This is a genomic window from Bradyrhizobium sp. CCGB01 (assembly GCF_024199795.1).
Lineage (GTDB): Bacteria > Pseudomonadota > Alphaproteobacteria > Rhizobiales > Xanthobacteraceae > Bradyrhizobium.
In genome coordinates this window covers 8,369,501-8,383,877 of the sequence record NZ_JANADK010000001.1, presented here as the reverse complement: position 1 = coordinate 8,383,877, position 14,377 = coordinate 8,369,501, and the positions used below count along the sequence as shown (strand labels likewise).

Here is a 14,377-nt window from a genome sequence, read left to right as displayed (position 1 = left end):
ATCAGGGCTTCTCGATCAAAACGTGTCGATCAAGGCCTGGCGGCGCGGCAGGCCGGATTGTAGGCCCAGTTGCGGTCGAGCCCGACCACGCACCACTCGACGCCATTGCCGTAGCTCGCGAAGCCGCCATCCTCGATGATCGAGAAATGCACCTTGCGCACCTTGCCGTCACTGAGCATGGCCTCGCCGGTGCAATAGCGACGCGGGATATTGTCGGACTGCCAGGGCCGGAACGCGATCTCGCGAACGGCGGCGAAGCCGGTGATCTTCAACGAGGAATTCCAGAACGAGCTTTCCTTCTCCCAGAACTGGGTGGCGATCGTCGGCAGCGCCTTGTCGCAATCGACGACGGCGCCGTCATAGCGCGGCCCGTTCAGCCAGAAGTTCAGTTCCAGCGGATTGGCGGCCCTGGCCTCACCGAGCGACAACGCTCCGAACATGAGACCGAGCACGGCGGCAAAGCGGAGCGATTTCAGGGGGAGGGCGCGCATGGGCAATCCGGACAGCATGATCTGCGAGGGTCGGACGGTGCCGCGAAGGGACCGGGAGGTCAAGTGCAGCGCGGCAACACTTGGCCAAGAGTTGACCATAACGTCGCAGCTGACGGGACTTCAGTTCTTTTCACGGGCATCCCGGCACCGTAAACTGGTGCCAACCAATTGGAGTAACGGGAATGCGAATCATTGCGGCCGCGAGCCTTCTCGCCAGCCTGGTTGTCTCGGGTATGATGGCGAGCCAGCCGGCGCGCGCTGACATCCTTCCGGTGCCGCCGTTCAAGGGCAACGACACCGGCGGCATCATCGCCTATTCGATGGCGACGCAGGCCGATGCCCGTCAGGTCGCGGTCGATCATTGCGCGCGCTACGGCAAGGTCGTGAAATTCCTGGCGGTGCAGGCCTATGAGGGCGGCTACATCTCGTTCTCCTGCCGCTGGGTGCCCTATGGCGCCGCCAACCAGCCGATCCGCACGCTCTACTGAGGCGCTTTCGTAACGCCACCTCTCAGCCGGGAGCCTCTGACATGACGCGCAAACTCGCTTTGCTCGGCTCGGCCCTTTGCCTTGTCTTGTCGGCAGGGGCGGCCTGCGCCGACGATCTGCCGGTGCGCAAGGCGGGTCTTTGGGAAATGAAGATGGTCAGGACCGGCACGCCCGTGCCCGAGATGACCATGCAGCACTGCACCGACGAGACCGTCGACAAGGAGATGAGCAACAACGTCTCCCCGATGGCCAAGCAGATCTGCGCCAAGCAGGACATCAAGAAGACCGCGACCGGCTATGTCAGCGATTCCGAGTGCAACGTCGCCGGCATCAGCACGACCTCGCATGCGGAGATCACGGGCGATTTCAACTCGGCCTATACGGTGAAGACCACCTCGCACGCGCAAGGCGGCGCCGCAGGTAACGCGGGGCGCGACACGACGATGCAGCTCGAAGCCAAGTGGTTGGGAGCCTGCAAGCCGGACCAGAAGCCCGGCGACATCGTGATGCCCGGCGGCTTCAAGATGAACGTGCGCGACATCGACAAGCTGAAGGCGCTGCTGCCGAAGTAGGCGAGATCGTAGCCCGGGATGAACTTTCCCCTCTCCCCCTTGTGGGAGAGGGTGGCTCGCCGCGTAGCGGCGAGTCGGGTGAGGGGTCTGTCTCCGCGCGTGACTCGCTTATTTTTGAATTCGCTGGGGCAACCCCTCATCCGGCGCTTCGCGCCACCTTCTCCCACAAGGGGAGAAGGGAAGATTGCACCTACACCGGAATCCGGACGCTCGCCCTTAATCCCCCCATCGGGCTGTCGCCCAGGGTGATGTCGCCGCCATGCGAGCGGGCGATGTCGCGGGCGATGGCAAGACCGAGGCCCGTGCCGCCTTCGTCCTGGTTGCGGGCATTGTCCAGCCGCAGGAATGGCTTGAACACCTCTTCGCGCAGATGAGCGGGAATGCCGGGGCCATCGTCGTCGACCGTGACGGTCAAATAACGGTGATCGCGCTGCCCGCTGATCGCGATGGCCTTGCCGTAGCGCGCCGCGTTGGTGACGAGGTTGGCAAGGCAGCGCTTGAATGAGGCCGGCTTCACCGTCACCACGGGCAGGCCGTGGAACGCCACGGTCGCGATGTGGCCGTGGCGCTCGGCGTCGCTGCGCAACTCCTCGAGCGCCTGCGCCATGTCGGTCGGCTGCGACTGCTCGCCGGAATCGCCGCGGGCAAACGCAAGATAATCCTCCAGCATCATCGACATCTCGTCGACGTCCTTGCGCATGCCTTCCATCTCAGGGCTGTCGCCGATCAGCGCCAGCTCGAGCTTGAAGCGCGTCAGGATGGTGCGCAGATCGTGGCTGACGCCGGCGAGCATCGCGGTGCGCTGCTCCATCGTGCGCTCGATGCGCGATTTCATTTCAAGGAAGGCGACCGCCGCGCGCCGCACCTCGCGCGCGCCGCGCGGGCGGAAGTTCGGCGCTTCGCGGCCCTTGCCGAAGCTTTCGGCGGCATCCGCGAGGCGCAGGATCGGCCTGATCTGGTTGCGCAGGAACAGCACCGCGACGATCAGCAGGATCGAGGACGTGCCGACCATCCAGAACAGGAAGATCTCCGAGTTCGAGGCATAGGCGGCGCTGCGCTGCGCGAACACGCGCATGACGGCGTCGTCGAGCTGGATGCGGATCTCGACGAGGTTGGAGCGGCCGACGGTGTCGATCCAGAACGAGCGCCCGATCTGGCGGCCGAGTTGCACCGACAGCGTCTGGTCGAGCAGCGAGAAGAACGGCTTTGGCCCCGGCGGCGGCATGTCGCCGGCGGGCAGGAAATCGACCACGAGCCCGAGGCGCTGCTGGGCGATGCGGCGGATCTGGTCGCGGTCCTTGTCTTGCGGATAGCCCTTGTAGACGTCGATCAGCGCGGCGATGTCCTGCACCACCGCAGCCGACAGGCGGCGCGTCACGGTGTTCCAGTGCCGCTCCATGAACACGAAGGCGACGACGGATTGCAGCACCACCATCGGCACGATCATGATGAGGAGCGCGCGCGCATAGAGGCCGGTCGGCATCCAGCCCTTGAACGCGTTGCCCATCCAGCCATTGGCGGCCGAGACGCGGCCGGCGGCGCTCTTGAGCAGCGTCAGGCCGGTATCGATCGTGCTCATCGGTCGCGCTTCACTGCTTTATGGCGAGGCCACAAGGCGGTAGCCGATGCCGCGCACCGCCTGGAGGAACAGCGGATTGGCGGGATCGGTCTCGATCTTGCGCCTGAGGCGGTTGATCTGCACGTCGACGGCGCGCTCGTTGACGGTGCCATTGCCGGTCAGCGCGCTGCGCGGCACGGTCTCGCCGGGTGTTTCCGAGAGAATGCGCAGCATCTCGCGCTCGCGGTCGGTGAGGTGAATGACCTCCTCGCCCTGGCGCAGTTCGCCGCGATCGAGATGGTAGACGTAAGGTCCGAACGCGATCTTCTCCACCGTCGCGGCCTGCGGCGGCGGCGCCGCGCGCTTGAGGATGTTGTTGATGCGCAGCGCAAGCTCGCGCGGCTCGAACGGCTTTGCCACGTAGTCGTCGGCCCCGATCTGAAGTCCCTCGATGCGGGATTCCGCTTCATGCCGCGCCGTCAGCATCACGATCGGCACCGAGGAGGAGGTCCGGATGAAGCGGGCAAGGTCGAAGCCGGTCTCGCCGGGCATCATGACGTCGAGGATCAGAAGATCGAAATGCAGGCCGAGCAGCTTCGAGCGTGCGTCGCCGGCGCTGGCCGCGGTGGTGACGCGATAGCCTTCGCCGGCGAGAAAGCGCGAGAGCAGATCGCGGATGCGGCGGTCGTCGTCGACCAGCAGTAGATGTGGCGCATCGTCGGCCGGTTCTACCGGCGGACGGGCGAGCGTGGCAGCGAGTGGCACGGTCACTCCTTGCTGTCTTGATTGACGTTGGCGAAGATCGTCTCGAGCACCTTGTCCGGATCGTCGCGGTCGATCATGGCGCGCAGGAAGCGCTTGACGGTCTCGGCATCCTGCGGCGCCATCTCGGCGAGCGCCTTGGTGATGCGCGTGGTCTGGAGCCCGGCGAGCTTCTGCACCAGCGCCTCGCCCTTCGGCGTCGCGTAGAGCAGGCGCTGGCGGCGGTCATTGTCGCCGGTCTTCTGCACGATATAGCCCTCGTCCAGAAGCTGCTTGAGCACGCGGCCGAGCGACTGCTTGGTGATGCGCAGGACGTCGAGCAGGTCCGCGACCTTGAGGCCGGGGTAGCGGTAGACGAAATGCATGACCCGGTGGTGGGCCCGGCCGAAGCCAAACGCCTCCAGCTCCTGGTCGGGATCGCCGACGAAATCGCGATAAGCGAAGAACAGTAGCTCGATGATATCCCAGCGCAAATTGCCTCCATCGCCTGCGGCCGGCCGTGGCTCGGCTGCGTCTTGAGAGGGAGTCGCGAAATTTATGTCAGGCATATTGACGTATCTTGGGTTCAATGTTACAAAACGATCGACCCGCACGAAATTTTAGATCGTATCGCGTCGGGTGGCATCAAAGCAGGGCGGCCCAAAGAGAGCCGGACAGGCGGCGACGGCCGGAGCAGATCTACCGTGCCATTGTCGAGCGGCATTTCGGCAAAACATACTGGACTTCCGCCTTCCGCAAAAGCATGTCCTCGGCGACATGCTGGCCACGGAAACCGGCCGTAAAAAGGCTGGCGGCGGTCCGGCCAGAAACCACATCAAGCCAGCTGGGCCCAAAGAGGGCAGGCAGGCGCCAGAACAGCGCCGCTACCGGCAGCGGGAGGCAAGGACATGAGCATGAAATTCGACATCCAGCCCGCATCCAATCCGACACCCGAGAAGGATCGCGTCGCCAAGCTGGTGGACCCCGGCTTCGGACGGGTCTTCACCGATCACATGGCGATCGTCCGCTACAACCAGGCCAAGGGTGGCTGGTACGAGGCGCGAATCGAAGCGCGCGCCAACTTCCAGCTCGATCCGGCCGGCGCCGTCCTGCACTACGCCCAGGAAATCTTCGAAGGCCTCAAGGCCTACAAGCGCGGCGACGGCGGCGTGAACCTGTTTCGTCCCGACGCCAACGCGCGCCGCTTCAAGGACTCCGCCGATCGCATGGCGATGGCGCAGATCCCCGAAGACGTCTTCATCGAAGCGGTCGAACAGGTCGTGCGCATCGACCGCGCCTGGATGCCGGGCGGCGAGGGCAGCCTTTACCTGCGCCCCTTCATGATCGCGAGCGAGACCTTCCTCGGCGTCAAGCCGTCGTCCGAATACATTTTTGCGGTCATCGCTTCGCCGGTGGGTTCGTACTTCAAGGGCGGGCCTGCGCCGGTCTCGATCTGGGTCTCGGAGAACTACACGCGCGCCGCGGTCGGCGGCACCGGCGCCGTCAAGTGCGGCGGCAATTATGCCGCGAGCCTGCGCGCCCAGGCGGAAGCCATTCAGCACGGTTGCGATCAGGTCGTCTTCCTCGACGCAATCGAGCGCCGCTACATCGAGGAGCTCGGCGGCATGAACGTCTTCTTCGTGTTCGACGACGGTTCGCTCTCGACGCCGCCGCTCGGCACGATCCTGCCCGGCATCACCCGCGACTCCATCATCGCGCTCGCCCGCGATGCCGGAAAGACCGTGCGCGAGGAGCCGTACTCGCTCGACCAGTGGCGCAAGGACGCGGCCAGCGGCAAGCTCAAGGAAGCTTTTGCCTGCGGCACCGCTGCCGTGATCTCGCCGATCGGCAAGGTGCGCTCGGTCAGTGGCGATTTCGAGATCAGCGGCGGCGCCGCCGGCCCCGTCGCCATGGGCCTGCGCAAGCAGCTCGTCGACATCCAGTACGGCCGCACCAACGATCCGCACAACTGGATCCGCAAAGTGTTTTGATACTTGGTGAGAGCGTTTCCCCTCTCTCACGGGGGAGAGGGGAAACACGCAACGTTTGTGGCCTATTGCGCACTGAACGTGCTGCTGCCGACATGCGACAAAACCGGGAGACATCGAAGCATCCTGGACATCGCGAACATGGCAACCAAACTTTCCCAACCCATGAAGTGGGTCATTCTCGCCGCCATCACCGGCGTCTCCGTTTTCGGCATCCTGACCATCGGCCCCGTGCACGAGGTCGTAGCGCAAGACCGCTCGCCGATCGTGGACGTGCGCACCACCGATCCCGAAATGAACACCGCGATCGCGCGCGCCCGCGGTACGCTCCCTACTTTCTGGGCCTCCTATGAATCGCCCAAGCCGTCGGAAGCCGGGCATTCCCTCAAAGTGCGCTTTCATACCCACCGGGGCGGCGAGCACATCTGGATCGCCGAGGTGAAGAGACTCCCCAACGGCACCTATTCCGGGCTCTTCGCCAACCAGCCGCGCGATCTGCCCGGCAAACATGCCGGCGACGAGGTCAAGTTCAGCGAAGTCGACATTTCCGACTGGATGTTCATGCGCAACGGCAAGATCGTCGGCGGCGAAACCATCAAGCCGACGCTGAAGTCGCTGCCGAAGGCGGACGCCGATGCCCTCCGGGCCCGGATGGAGCAGCCGTAAACGGCTCTCTTCCCTTCTCCCCTTGCGGGAGAAGGTGGCGCGAAGCGCCGGATGAGGGGTTGTTTCCACGGGGGATTCTCTCGCGATTGTGCTCGCGGATAGAACCCCTCACCCGTCTCGCTTCGCGAGCCACCCTCTCCCACAGGGGGAGAGGGAAAAAGCCAGCGGTTGCCGCACCGCGCCCCGGCTGGTAAACGCCGCGGATGGCCGAGAAACCCAAAAAATCCCAGAAACTGAAGGCGCGCCTGCCGCGCGGGCTCGAGGATCGCGACCCTGCCGCGATCCGGGCGACGCGCGAGATGGTCGAGAAGATCCGCGCCGTCTACGAGCTCTACGGCTTCGAGCCCGTGGAAACGCCGGCGATGGAATACACCGACGCGCTCGGCAAGTTCCTGCCCGACCAGGATCGCCCGAACGAGGGCGTGTTCTCGTTCCAGGACGATGACGAGCAGTGGATCAGCTTGCGCTACGATCTGACCGCGCCGCTCGCCCGCTATGTCGGCGAGCGATACGGCACCGATGGCCTGGTCCTGCCCTACCGCAGCTACCGCGTCGGCTACGTGTTCCGCAACGAGAAGCCCGGCCCTGGCCGCTTCCGCCAGTTCATGCAGTTCGACGCCGACACGGTCGGCTCGGCGACGCCGGCGGCGGATGCCGAGATCTGCATGATGGCCGCGGACACGATGGAGGCGCTCGGCATTGCGCGCGGCTCCTATGTCGTGAAGGTCAACAACCGAAAAGTGCTCGACGGCGTTCTGGAAGCCATCGGGCTCGGCGGTGACGAGAACGCGGGACGCAGACTGACCGTGCTGCGCGCCATCGACAAGCTCGACAAGTTTTCCGCCGACGAAGTGCGCAAACTGCTCGGCCCCGGACGATGGGACGGCGGCGAAGAGGGCAAGGGCGACTTCACGAAGGGCGCCAATCTGAGCGCGGCCGAGGCTGACGTCGTTCTCGCCATCACCAAGCCGCGCGAGGATTGGAAAGAGGCCATCGCCGCGGCGGAGACCTACCTTGCCAAAAGCGAGGTCGGTCAGGCCGGCGTGAGCGAGCTGGAAGAGATCGCCAAGCTGGTGACGGCGTCGGGTTACGGTGCGGACCGCATCAAGATCGATCCGTCCGTCGTGCGCGGCCTCGAATATTACACCGGCCCCGTCTACGAGGTTGAGCTCCTGCTCGAGACCAAGGACGAGAAGGGCCGCCCCGTGCGGTTCGGCTCGGTCGGCGGCGGCGGGCGCTACGACGGCCTCGTCTCGCGCTTCCGCGGCGAGCCGGTGCCGGCAACCGGATTCTCGATCGGCGTGTCGCGGCTGCAGGCCGCGCTGACCCTGCTCGGCAAGCTCGACACGCGGCCCGAATTTGGCCCCGTCGTCGTCACCGTGTTCGACCGCGATCGCGTCGCCGACTATCAGAAGATGGTCGCGTCGCTGCGCACCGCCGGCATCCGTGCCGAGCTCTATCTCGGCAATCCCAAGAACATGGGCAACCAGCTCAAATACGCCGACCGCCGCAACTCACCTTGCGTGATCATCCAGGGCTCGGACGAAAAGGCGCGCGGCGAGCTGCAGATCAAGGATCTGATCGAAGGCGCCAAGGCCGCCGCCGCGATCGCCTCCAACCAGGAATGGCGCGAGACGCGGCCAGCGCAGTTCTCGTGCAGCGAAGCCGACCTCGTCGCAAGGGTGCGCGAGGTCCTGGGCCGCCATGACGTGAGCTGGGGCTAGCTATTCGCGCATCGCCTCATGCCCGGGCTTGTCCCGGGCATCCACGTCCTGTTTGATGGCGACCGTCAATGGCCGGTGTTCGGCCGCAAGGGAGAAGACGATGCCTGAGATCACCATCAGCATGGCCGAGGGCCGCACCGACGAGCAGAAAGCCGGCATGATGCGCGACATCACGCAGGCGCTGGTGAAGAATCTCGGCGTCGACGCCGATGCCGTCGTCATCCAGATCAACGAAGCCCCGCTCCGCCACAAGATGAAGGGCGGCAAGACCTTCGTGGAGCGCGCGGCGGCTGCGAAGAAGTAGGCAACTCTGTAGCGGCGAATACAACTGTCGTCCCCGCGAAAGCGGGGACCCATAACTACAGGAAGTGGTTATCTGGCGAAGTGATTACTCCGAGTCCCCGTAATCACGACGTCCTGTGGTTATGGGTCCCGGATCTGCGCTTCGCTTGTCCGGGACGACAGCGGAGTTTGAGTGCCCCATGGACGCACGCGACTTCATCAAGGTCGGCATGAGCGCCGAGCGCACGCTGGTGGTCCCGGTGGAGCGCACGGTCGGGCATTTCGTGCCTGGCATGCCGATGGTCTATGCGACGCCGATGATGATCCTGGAAATGGAGATGACGTCGGGCGATGCGATCCGCGCCGCGCTTCAGCCGGGCTGGGTCACGGTCGGTACCGAGGTCGACATCCGCCATCTCGCAGCCGCCCTTGTCGGTGCGACGGTGCGGACCACTGCGAAGGTGGTCGCAGTCGAGCGCCGGGTCATCCGCTTCGAGGTCGAGGCGTTCGAGGGCACGCGCAGGCTCGGCGAGGGCCGCCACGCGCGCGGGCTCGTCAATGTCGAGATGTTCAACAAGCGGCTGGGGGCTGGCTCGAAACCGTAGGGTGGGCAAAGGCGCAACGCGCCGTGCCCACCATCGCTTCTGAGGCCGCGATTGAAATGGTGGGCACGCTTCGCTTTGCCCACCCTACGACACCGTCTTACTTCCTTACTTCGCCAATTCCTTCGACCGCGTCGTCGCCGCCGCGATCGCGCGGATCATGAGATCGCGCAGGCCGGGCTCGCCCATCAGCACGCCGAGTGCAGCGGCCGTGGTGCCGCCGGGCGAGGTGACGTTCTGGCGCAGCGTGCTGGAAGGAAGATCCGACTGGTGCAGCAGCTCGCCCGAGCCCGCGACGGTTTCGCGCGCGAGCTTCGTCGCCAGCGCCTCGGGCAATCCGGCCTCGACGCCGGCGCGCGCGAGCTCTTCGGCCAGCAGGAACACATAGGCCGGGCCCGAGCCGGACACCGCGGTGACCGCGTCCATCAGGCTTTCGTCGTCGACCCATTCGACCGAACCGGTGGCGCGCAGCAGCGCATCGGCCACCGCGCGCTGCGTGGTGCTGACATTGTTCGCCGCGACGGCCACCGTGATGCCGCGGCCGATCGCGGCCGGCGTGTTCGGCATCGCGCGCACGACGGCGCCGCCGCAGACGTCCTGCAGCGATGCGATCGTGGTTCCCGCCATGATCGAGACCACCGAGGTCTTCTCCGAGACGAACGCTTTCAGCTTCGCGCCGGCCTCGCGGAACATCTGCGGCTTCACCGCGACGACCATGGTCTCGACAAAGCCTGCCGCCTTCACGTCGGGATTGAGCGCAACGCCCTTGGCCGCAAGCGCGGTGATCTCGGGCGAGATGAACGGATCGACCACCGCGACGCGGCGCGGGTCGAGCCCGCCGGCCAGCCATCCGGTCAGCATCGCGCCGCCCATCTTGCCGGCGCCGGCGAGCAGGATGGTGCCGGAGATGTTTTTGAGAGTGCTGTTGTCTGCCACTGTGATCACCCAAGCAAAAGGTGTCGTCCCTGCGAACGCAGGGACCCATAACCACAGGGGGTTCTAGTGGATCGAGGAGGGGGCAACAAGCCGCGTGCCACAGGCGAATACACGCGGTATGGGTCCCGGATTTGCGCTTCGCTTGCCCGGGACGACAGAGAAGGGAGTCGCGGCTCCCCCGCTATCCTCGGCGAGCCTTACGCCTCTCCCACCGTGTCGAACATCGCCGCGTCCATCGCCTGCGCGGTGGTCTTGCCCGCCCACACCACGAACTGGAACGCCGGAAAGTAGCGTTCGCAGGCGTGGATCGCGCCGGCGAGCATGGCTTCGCATTGCGCGGTCGAGGCGGTGAGGCCACCCGGCAGCACCAGGGCCTGACGGTGCATGACCATGCCGGTGTTGGTCCAGAGGTCGAAATGGCCGACCCACAATTGCTCGTTGACCGCGGCGACGAGCCGCTGCACCTCACCCCGCCGGGCCGGCGGAATCTTCATGTCGAACGCGCAGGCCAGATGCAGCGCCTCGATCTCACCCATCCAGGTGAAGGAAATCTGGTAGTCGGTCCATTGTCCCTTGGAGACAATGGTGAGTTCGTCTTCGCCGGAGCGTTCGAACGGCCAGTTGTTGCTGGCAGCGATATCCTCGACCACCGCGAGCGGATGGCTTTTGGAATCGATAGCGCCTTCGAGCAGGGACATGCCGTCTCGACCTCTTGCCTTCTTGTTGTCTTTGATACGCACGTGGTTGGGTCCGGCGCGCGCTCCCTAAAATGTCGCAACCGCGATCCTCAGAGTCGCTCTTGCGAGCCCTTCGGATCAGCGCGGGCCTGTCGCGGATCAAGTGATGTGATTTGCGGAATCTGCGCAACCGGGTCCCGAGTCCGTCCACAAGCCAGGACTCGTTCGTCCACAGCTGATCTCCGCCACAATTCTTAACGAATAGAACAAACCGGAATCGGATTCGGCGGACGCGCGCCTGCCCTTATTCCGCCGCGCGAGGGCGGACCGCCTGAGGACCTCCAGGTCGGCATGGGACCATGCGGTTTTTCATGCGGAACGCGCTTGCTGCGGCCCCGAACCGGCGTCATATTTCCTGTCAGGTCGCTCAATCCCGAGCGGCCGATGTTCTCAGGGCGGGGTGAAAGTCCCCACCGGCGGTAAGGGCCGAAAGGCCTAAGCCCGCGAGCGCCTTCCCCTAGGAATTTCCTGAAAAGGATTTTCGCCGAAGGGAAGGGTCAGCAGATTCGGTGCAACTCCGAAGCCGACGGTTAAAGTCCGGATGAAAGAGAACGGTCGGTGGCAGACGCATCGCAAGATGCGGCTGTTTGTCGTTCCGTGTGCCCTGATTCTGGTCCTTTGAAGGAAAGCCATGAATCAGATGTTGCAAGATCCCCAAGTCCAAACTTCAAAAGCCGAAACTTCCCAGACACCGCCGCCGGTTCCGCAGGATCCGGTGCCCGAGCATCCGCGCTTCGCGAAGCCGCAGCGGGTGGCCTTCGTGCAGGCTTGCTGGCACCACGACGTGGTCGAGGAGGCCCGCATCGCCTTCGTGAAGGAGGCGGCAGCGCGTCACCTCAATCATGTCGACGTGTTCGAGGTGCCGGGCTCGTTCGAGATCCCGCTGCATGCGCAGATCCTCGCCAAGACGCGGCGCTACACCGCGATCGTCGCGGCCGGCCTCGTCGTCGATGGCGGCATCTACCGCCATGAGTTCGTCGCCGACACCGTGATCAAGGCGCTGATGGACGTGCAGCTGCGTACCGAAGTGCCGGTGTTCTCCGCCGTGCTGACGCCGCAGCAATTCCACGAGACCGAGGTGCATTACGACTTCTTCCGCAGGCATTTTGCGATCAAGGGCGTCGAGGTCGCGGCAGCCTGCGCGGAGACATTGCTAGGCCTGGAGCGCCTGCGCGGCCAGGTCGCGGCGGGGATCGTGTAGCGGCACCGTCACACGCCGCTGATTGTCAATCCCGCCGCCGTCCCTATAAAGTCGGCGGCGGGAGGAGGCCGTGCCGTGGAGACGGGCGGCCGGCAAGATCATGTTCGAAGGACACGATCCCTATCTCGTCGCGCTCTCTGTGGCGATCGCGAGCCTGGGTGGCTATACCGGCTTTGCACTTGCGGCTCGCATCCGCAACACGCCGGGCGTCAATAACCGCGTATTGCTCGCGGGTGCGGCAGCATTTCTGGCCGTCGGCATCTGGACCATGCATTTCGTCGGCATGCTGGCCGCGCCGCTGCCACCAGACACGGTTTATCTGGTCCTTCCCACCATCATCTCCTTCCTGATCTGCGCGCTGGTGGTTGGCATCTCCCTGTTCTTCGTGTCGATCGGTGAACCGTCATTGAAGCGGGTGGCATCGTCGGCCGTTTTGCTCGGCGTCGGCATCGCCAGCATGCATTATGTCGGGATCCATGGCCTCGCCGGCCCCTTCGGCATCGCACACGACCGGACGATGGTGCTGCTGTCGGTCCTGGTCGCAGTCGTTACCGCCTACGGCGGCTTGCGCGCCTTCCTGGCGCAGCAGGAAGGTTTTCGCCTGATCGTGAGCTCGATCGCCTTCGGCGTCGCAGTCTCCGGCATGCATTATACGGCGATGCTCGGCATGCATTTCGAGCCGCTGACGGGGGAGGGGCATCACCATCTCGGCGGCAGTCTTGCCGCGTCGCAGCAAATTTTATCGATCGTCGTTGCCGTGCTGTGCTTTGTGATCGCCGCCGGCTTTCTGTTGTCGCTGGTGCCGGATCCGCGTCGGCAGGTGACTGCTGCGATGGTGGTCGATCCGATCTCGCCGCCCGTCGCGCCGGAGCCGATTGGTCAGGCGGCCGCTTCGCCGCGGCCGATGCCTGCACCGCTTGGCGGCCTTGGCCAGCCGCCCCGCGCGCCGGCGCCACGCCTGCCGGTCGAAAGCGCTGACGGCACGCATTTCATCGACACGGCTAATGTGCGCAGCGTTCGGGCGGATGCGCATTACACCCGGGTCCATGACGGCACCCGCGAACGGATGTGCCCGTGGTCGATCTCGGAAGCGGAGGCGCAGCTCGATCCCTCGTTGTTCCTCCGGGTGCACCGCAGCCACATCGTCGCGATCTCCCATGTCGCGCTCGTTCGCAAGGAAGGCGACGCCGCGGTGCTCGAGCTCGACGGGCCGTTGCCGCACCGGGTGCCGGTGAGTCGGGCCAAGATCGCCGAGGTGAAGGCGAGGCTCGGGTTGGCGAACAGGCGGCACGCGTAAAGTCAGAGAAACGAGCTCTGTCACTCCCTCGCCCCGCCCTTGCGGGGAGGAAGAAGAGCGCCATACGTCGCGGACCCTGACGCAATTCGTGCGTTCTGGGCCGCAACTCGTGCGAAATCCGCTGTTTTGTGCCCGAACGATTGCGGCCAGCCCCACTCGGAGAGACCGTCCCGTCGACGTCCGCGCCGTCAGCGCCAAGGACGATTGTGGGAGGAGACGATGATCCCGGGCTCATTCAACTATCACCGGCCGGCGAGCATTGCCGATGCCGTCAAACTCTTGACCGATCTCGGGGAGGATGCGCGGCCATTGGCCGGCGGGCACAGCCTGGTGCCGATGATGAAGCTTCGGCTCGCGACCCCTGCCCACCTGATCGACCTGCACGGCATTGCCGCCCTGAAAGGCATCCGCCGCGACGGCGACAATCTCGTCATCGGCGCGATGACCACCCAGCATGACCTGCTGGCCTCCGACGAGATTGCCAAATCCGCGCCGATCCTGCACGAGACGGCGCTGCTGATCGCTGACCCGCAGGTGCGCTACCGCGGCACGATCGGCGGCAACGTCGCCAATGGCGATCCCGGCAATGACATGCCGGCGCTGATGATGACGCTGGGCGCGACCTATCGCCTCGAAGGACCCGGCGGTGCTCGCGATGTGCCGGCCTCCGATTTCTACCAGGGTGCCTATTTCACCGCGCTCGAACCTGGCGAAATCCTCACCTCCATCACATTCCCCGTGCCTGCCGCGGGTCACGGCTACGCCTACGAAAAACTCAAGCGCAAGGTCGGCGACTACGCAACCGCAGCTGCTGCCGTTGTGCTGACTATGGCGGGCGGCAGGGTCGCGACCTGTGTCATCGGGCTCACCAACGTCCACGAGACGCCCTTGCTCGCCACCGATGCCGCCAAGGCGGTGATCGGCACCAGCCTCGATCCCGCCACGTTGAAGAAGGCGGCCGCTGCGGCCGAAGCGATCATGGCACCGGCCGCGGATGCCCGCGGGCCGGTCGAATACCGCAAGCATGTCGGCGGCATCATGGTGACGCGCGCGCTGCAGCGCGCCGCTGCCGTCGCGAAATAAGGGGAGGAGAT

The 14,377-nt window shown here is 65.1% G+C and carries 16 protein-coding genes and 1 riboswitch; of the genes, 10 read left to right on the top strand and 6 right to left on the bottom strand.

What is annotated here, in order from left to right; translation table 11 throughout:
* Positions 1-29 precede the first annotated feature (29 nt).
* Positions 30-440, bottom strand: a complete 411-nt coding sequence (locus NLM25_RS39460; protein WP_375166957.1) for a hypothetical protein — start codon at positions 438-440, stop codon at positions 30-32.
* Positions 441-673: 233 nt separating this feature from the next.
* Between NLM25_RS39460 and NLM25_RS39455 the strand changes: the two genes are divergently transcribed.
* Together NLM25_RS39455 and NLM25_RS39450 are read left to right on the top strand one after the other, a co-directional pair.
* Positions 674-979 carry a hypothetical protein gene (locus NLM25_RS39455; protein WP_254123282.1) on the top strand — a complete coding sequence of 102 codons (306 nt, stop codon included), beginning with the start codon at positions 674-676 and terminating at the stop codon, positions 977-979.
* Positions 980-1,020: 41 nt separating this feature from the next.
* Positions 1,021-1,551 (top strand): DUF3617 family protein, encoded by a 531-nt coding sequence (locus tag NLM25_RS39450; protein WP_254140476.1) that lies wholly within the window; start codon positions 1,021-1,023, stop codon positions 1,549-1,551.
* A gap of 190 nt (positions 1,552-1,741) precedes the next feature.
* Here NLM25_RS39450 and NLM25_RS39445 read toward each other — a convergent pair whose 3' ends face one another.
* The 3 genes from NLM25_RS39445 to NLM25_RS39435 are packed head-to-tail and all read right to left on the bottom strand — an operon-like array spanning position 1,742 to position 4,419.
* Entirely contained in the window at positions 1,742-3,130 is a 1,389-nt protein-coding gene (locus NLM25_RS39445; RefSeq protein WP_254123280.1) for an ATP-binding protein, read from the bottom strand.
* An 18-nt stretch (positions 3,131-3,148) separates the two neighbouring features.
* Positions 3,149-3,880 (bottom strand): response regulator, encoded by a 732-nt coding sequence (locus tag NLM25_RS39440; protein ID WP_254123279.1) that lies wholly within the window; start codon positions 3,878-3,880, stop codon positions 3,149-3,151.
* A complete protein-coding gene (locus tag NLM25_RS39435; RefSeq protein ID WP_254123278.1) occupies positions 3,877-4,419 on the bottom strand; it encodes a MarR family winged helix-turn-helix transcriptional regulator in 543 nt (180 codons plus the stop codon). The genes NLM25_RS39440 and NLM25_RS39435 overlap by 4 nt, the downstream gene beginning before the upstream one ends.
* 339 nt (positions 4,420-4,758) lie before the next feature.
* Between NLM25_RS39435 and NLM25_RS39430 the strand changes: the two genes are divergently transcribed.
* The 5 genes from NLM25_RS39430 (at position 4,759) to NLM25_RS39410 (ending at position 9,115) form a co-directional block, all read left to right on the top strand.
* Positions 4,759-5,841 carry a branched-chain amino acid aminotransferase gene (locus NLM25_RS39430; RefSeq protein ID WP_254140475.1) on the top strand — a complete coding sequence of 361 codons (1,083 nt, stop codon included), beginning with the start codon at positions 4,759-4,761 and terminating at the stop codon, positions 5,839-5,841.
* 138 nt (positions 5,842-5,979) lie between these two features.
* Positions 5,980-6,504: a YegJ family protein gene (locus NLM25_RS39425; RefSeq protein WP_254141344.1), complete on the top strand. Its 525-nt coding sequence runs from the start codon at positions 5,980-5,982 to the stop codon at positions 6,502-6,504.
* Positions 6,505-6,707: 203 nt separating this feature from the next.
* On the top strand, positions 6,708-8,228 hold the full coding sequence (gene hisS, locus NLM25_RS39420) for a histidine--tRNA ligase (RefSeq protein ID WP_254140474.1): 1,521 nt from the start codon (positions 6,708-6,710) through the stop codon (positions 8,226-8,228).
* Between the two features lie 55 nt (positions 8,229-8,283).
* Complete coding sequence (locus NLM25_RS39415) at positions 8,284-8,532, top strand: tautomerase family protein (RefSeq protein WP_256565552.1); 249 nt, start codon at positions 8,284-8,286, stop codon at positions 8,530-8,532.
* A gap of 178 nt (positions 8,533-8,710) precedes the next feature.
* A complete protein-coding gene (locus tag NLM25_RS39410) occupies positions 8,711-9,115 on the top strand; it encodes a thioesterase family protein (protein WP_254123275.1) in 405 nt (134 codons plus the stop codon).
* A 105-nt stretch (positions 9,116-9,220) separates the two neighbouring features.
* Here NLM25_RS39410 and proC read toward each other — a convergent pair whose 3' ends face one another.
* Together proC and NLM25_RS39400 are read right to left on the bottom strand one after the other, a co-directional pair.
* Positions 9,221-10,048 carry a pyrroline-5-carboxylate reductase gene (proC, locus tag NLM25_RS39405; protein WP_254140473.1) on the bottom strand — a complete coding sequence of 276 codons (828 nt, stop codon included), beginning with the start codon at positions 10,046-10,048 and terminating at the stop codon, positions 9,221-9,223.
* Between the two features lie 197 nt (positions 10,049-10,245).
* On the bottom strand, positions 10,246-10,746 hold the full coding sequence (locus NLM25_RS39400; protein ID WP_254140472.1) for a YbjN domain-containing protein: 501 nt from the start codon (positions 10,744-10,746) through the stop codon (positions 10,246-10,248).
* Between the two features lie 421 nt (positions 10,747-11,167).
* Positions 11,168-11,342: riboswitch (FMN riboswitch) on the top strand.
* A 74-nt stretch (positions 11,343-11,416) separates the two neighbouring features.
* On the opposite strand from NLM25_RS39400, the gene NLM25_RS39395 reads away from it, so the two are divergent.
* The 3 genes from NLM25_RS39395 to NLM25_RS39385 all read left to right on the top strand — a co-directional run bounded on the left by NLM25_RS39395 (position 11,417) and on the right by NLM25_RS39385 (position 14,366).
* The gene (locus NLM25_RS39395) at positions 11,417-11,986 is read left to right on the top strand and encodes a 6,7-dimethyl-8-ribityllumazine synthase (RefSeq protein WP_254140471.1); all 570 of its coding nucleotides are present in this window, start codon (positions 11,417-11,419) and stop codon (positions 11,984-11,986) included.
* Between the two features lie 100 nt (positions 11,987-12,086).
* Positions 12,087-13,283, top strand: a complete 1,197-nt coding sequence (locus NLM25_RS39390) for an MHYT domain-containing protein (RefSeq protein ID WP_254141343.1) — start codon at positions 12,087-12,089, stop codon at positions 13,281-13,283.
* A gap of 219 nt (positions 13,284-13,502) precedes the next feature.
* Complete coding sequence (locus tag NLM25_RS39385) at positions 13,503-14,366, top strand: xanthine dehydrogenase family protein subunit M (protein WP_254140470.1); 864 nt, start codon at positions 13,503-13,505, stop codon at positions 14,364-14,366.
* Positions 14,367-14,377 lie beyond the last annotated feature (11 nt).

Bases quoted from the DNA above. Each gene is read 5' to 3' on its own strand.
- NLM25_RS39385 (WP_254140470.1), top strand. From the start codon at position 13,503: ATGATCCCGGGCTCATTCAACTATCACCGGCCGGCGAGCATTGCCGAT.
- NLM25_RS39450 (WP_254140476.1), top strand. From the start codon at position 1,021: ATGACGCGCAAACTCGCTTTGCTCGGCTCGGCCCTTTGCCTTGTCTTG.
- NLM25_RS39395 (WP_254140471.1), top strand. From the start codon at position 11,417: ATGAATCAGATGTTGCAAGATCCCCAAGTCCAAACTTCAAAAGCCGAA.
- NLM25_RS39400 (WP_254140472.1), bottom strand. From the start codon at position 10,746: ATGTCCCTGCTCGAAGGCGCTATCGATTCCAAAAGCCATCCGCTCGCG.
- NLM25_RS39390 (WP_254141343.1), top strand. From the start codon at position 12,087: ATGTTCGAAGGACACGATCCCTATCTCGTCGCGCTCTCTGTGGCGATC.
- NLM25_RS39445 (WP_254123280.1), bottom strand. From the start codon at position 3,130: ATGAGCACGATCGATACCGGCCTGACGCTGCTCAAGAGCGCCGCCGGC.
- NLM25_RS39425 (WP_254141344.1), top strand. From the start codon at position 5,980: ATGGCAACCAAACTTTCCCAACCCATGAAGTGGGTCATTCTCGCCGCC.
- hisS (WP_254140474.1), top strand. From the start codon at position 6,708: ATGGCCGAGAAACCCAAAAAATCCCAGAAACTGAAGGCGCGCCTGCCG.
- NLM25_RS39415 (WP_256565552.1), top strand. From the start codon at position 8,284: ATGGCGACCGTCAATGGCCGGTGTTCGGCCGCAAGGGAGAAGACGATG.
- NLM25_RS39435 (WP_254123278.1), bottom strand. From the start codon at position 4,419: ATGCCTGACATAAATTTCGCGACTCCCTCTCAAGACGCAGCCGAGCCA.
- NLM25_RS39430 (WP_254140475.1), top strand. From the start codon at position 4,759: ATGAGCATGAAATTCGACATCCAGCCCGCATCCAATCCGACACCCGAG.
- NLM25_RS39410 (WP_254123275.1), top strand. From the start codon at position 8,711: ATGGACGCACGCGACTTCATCAAGGTCGGCATGAGCGCCGAGCGCACG.
- NLM25_RS39455 (WP_254123282.1), top strand. From the start codon at position 674: ATGCGAATCATTGCGGCCGCGAGCCTTCTCGCCAGCCTGGTTGTCTCG.
- NLM25_RS39460 (WP_375166957.1), bottom strand. From the start codon at position 440: ATGTTCGGAGCGTTGTCGCTCGGTGAGGCCAGGGCCGCCAATCCGCTG.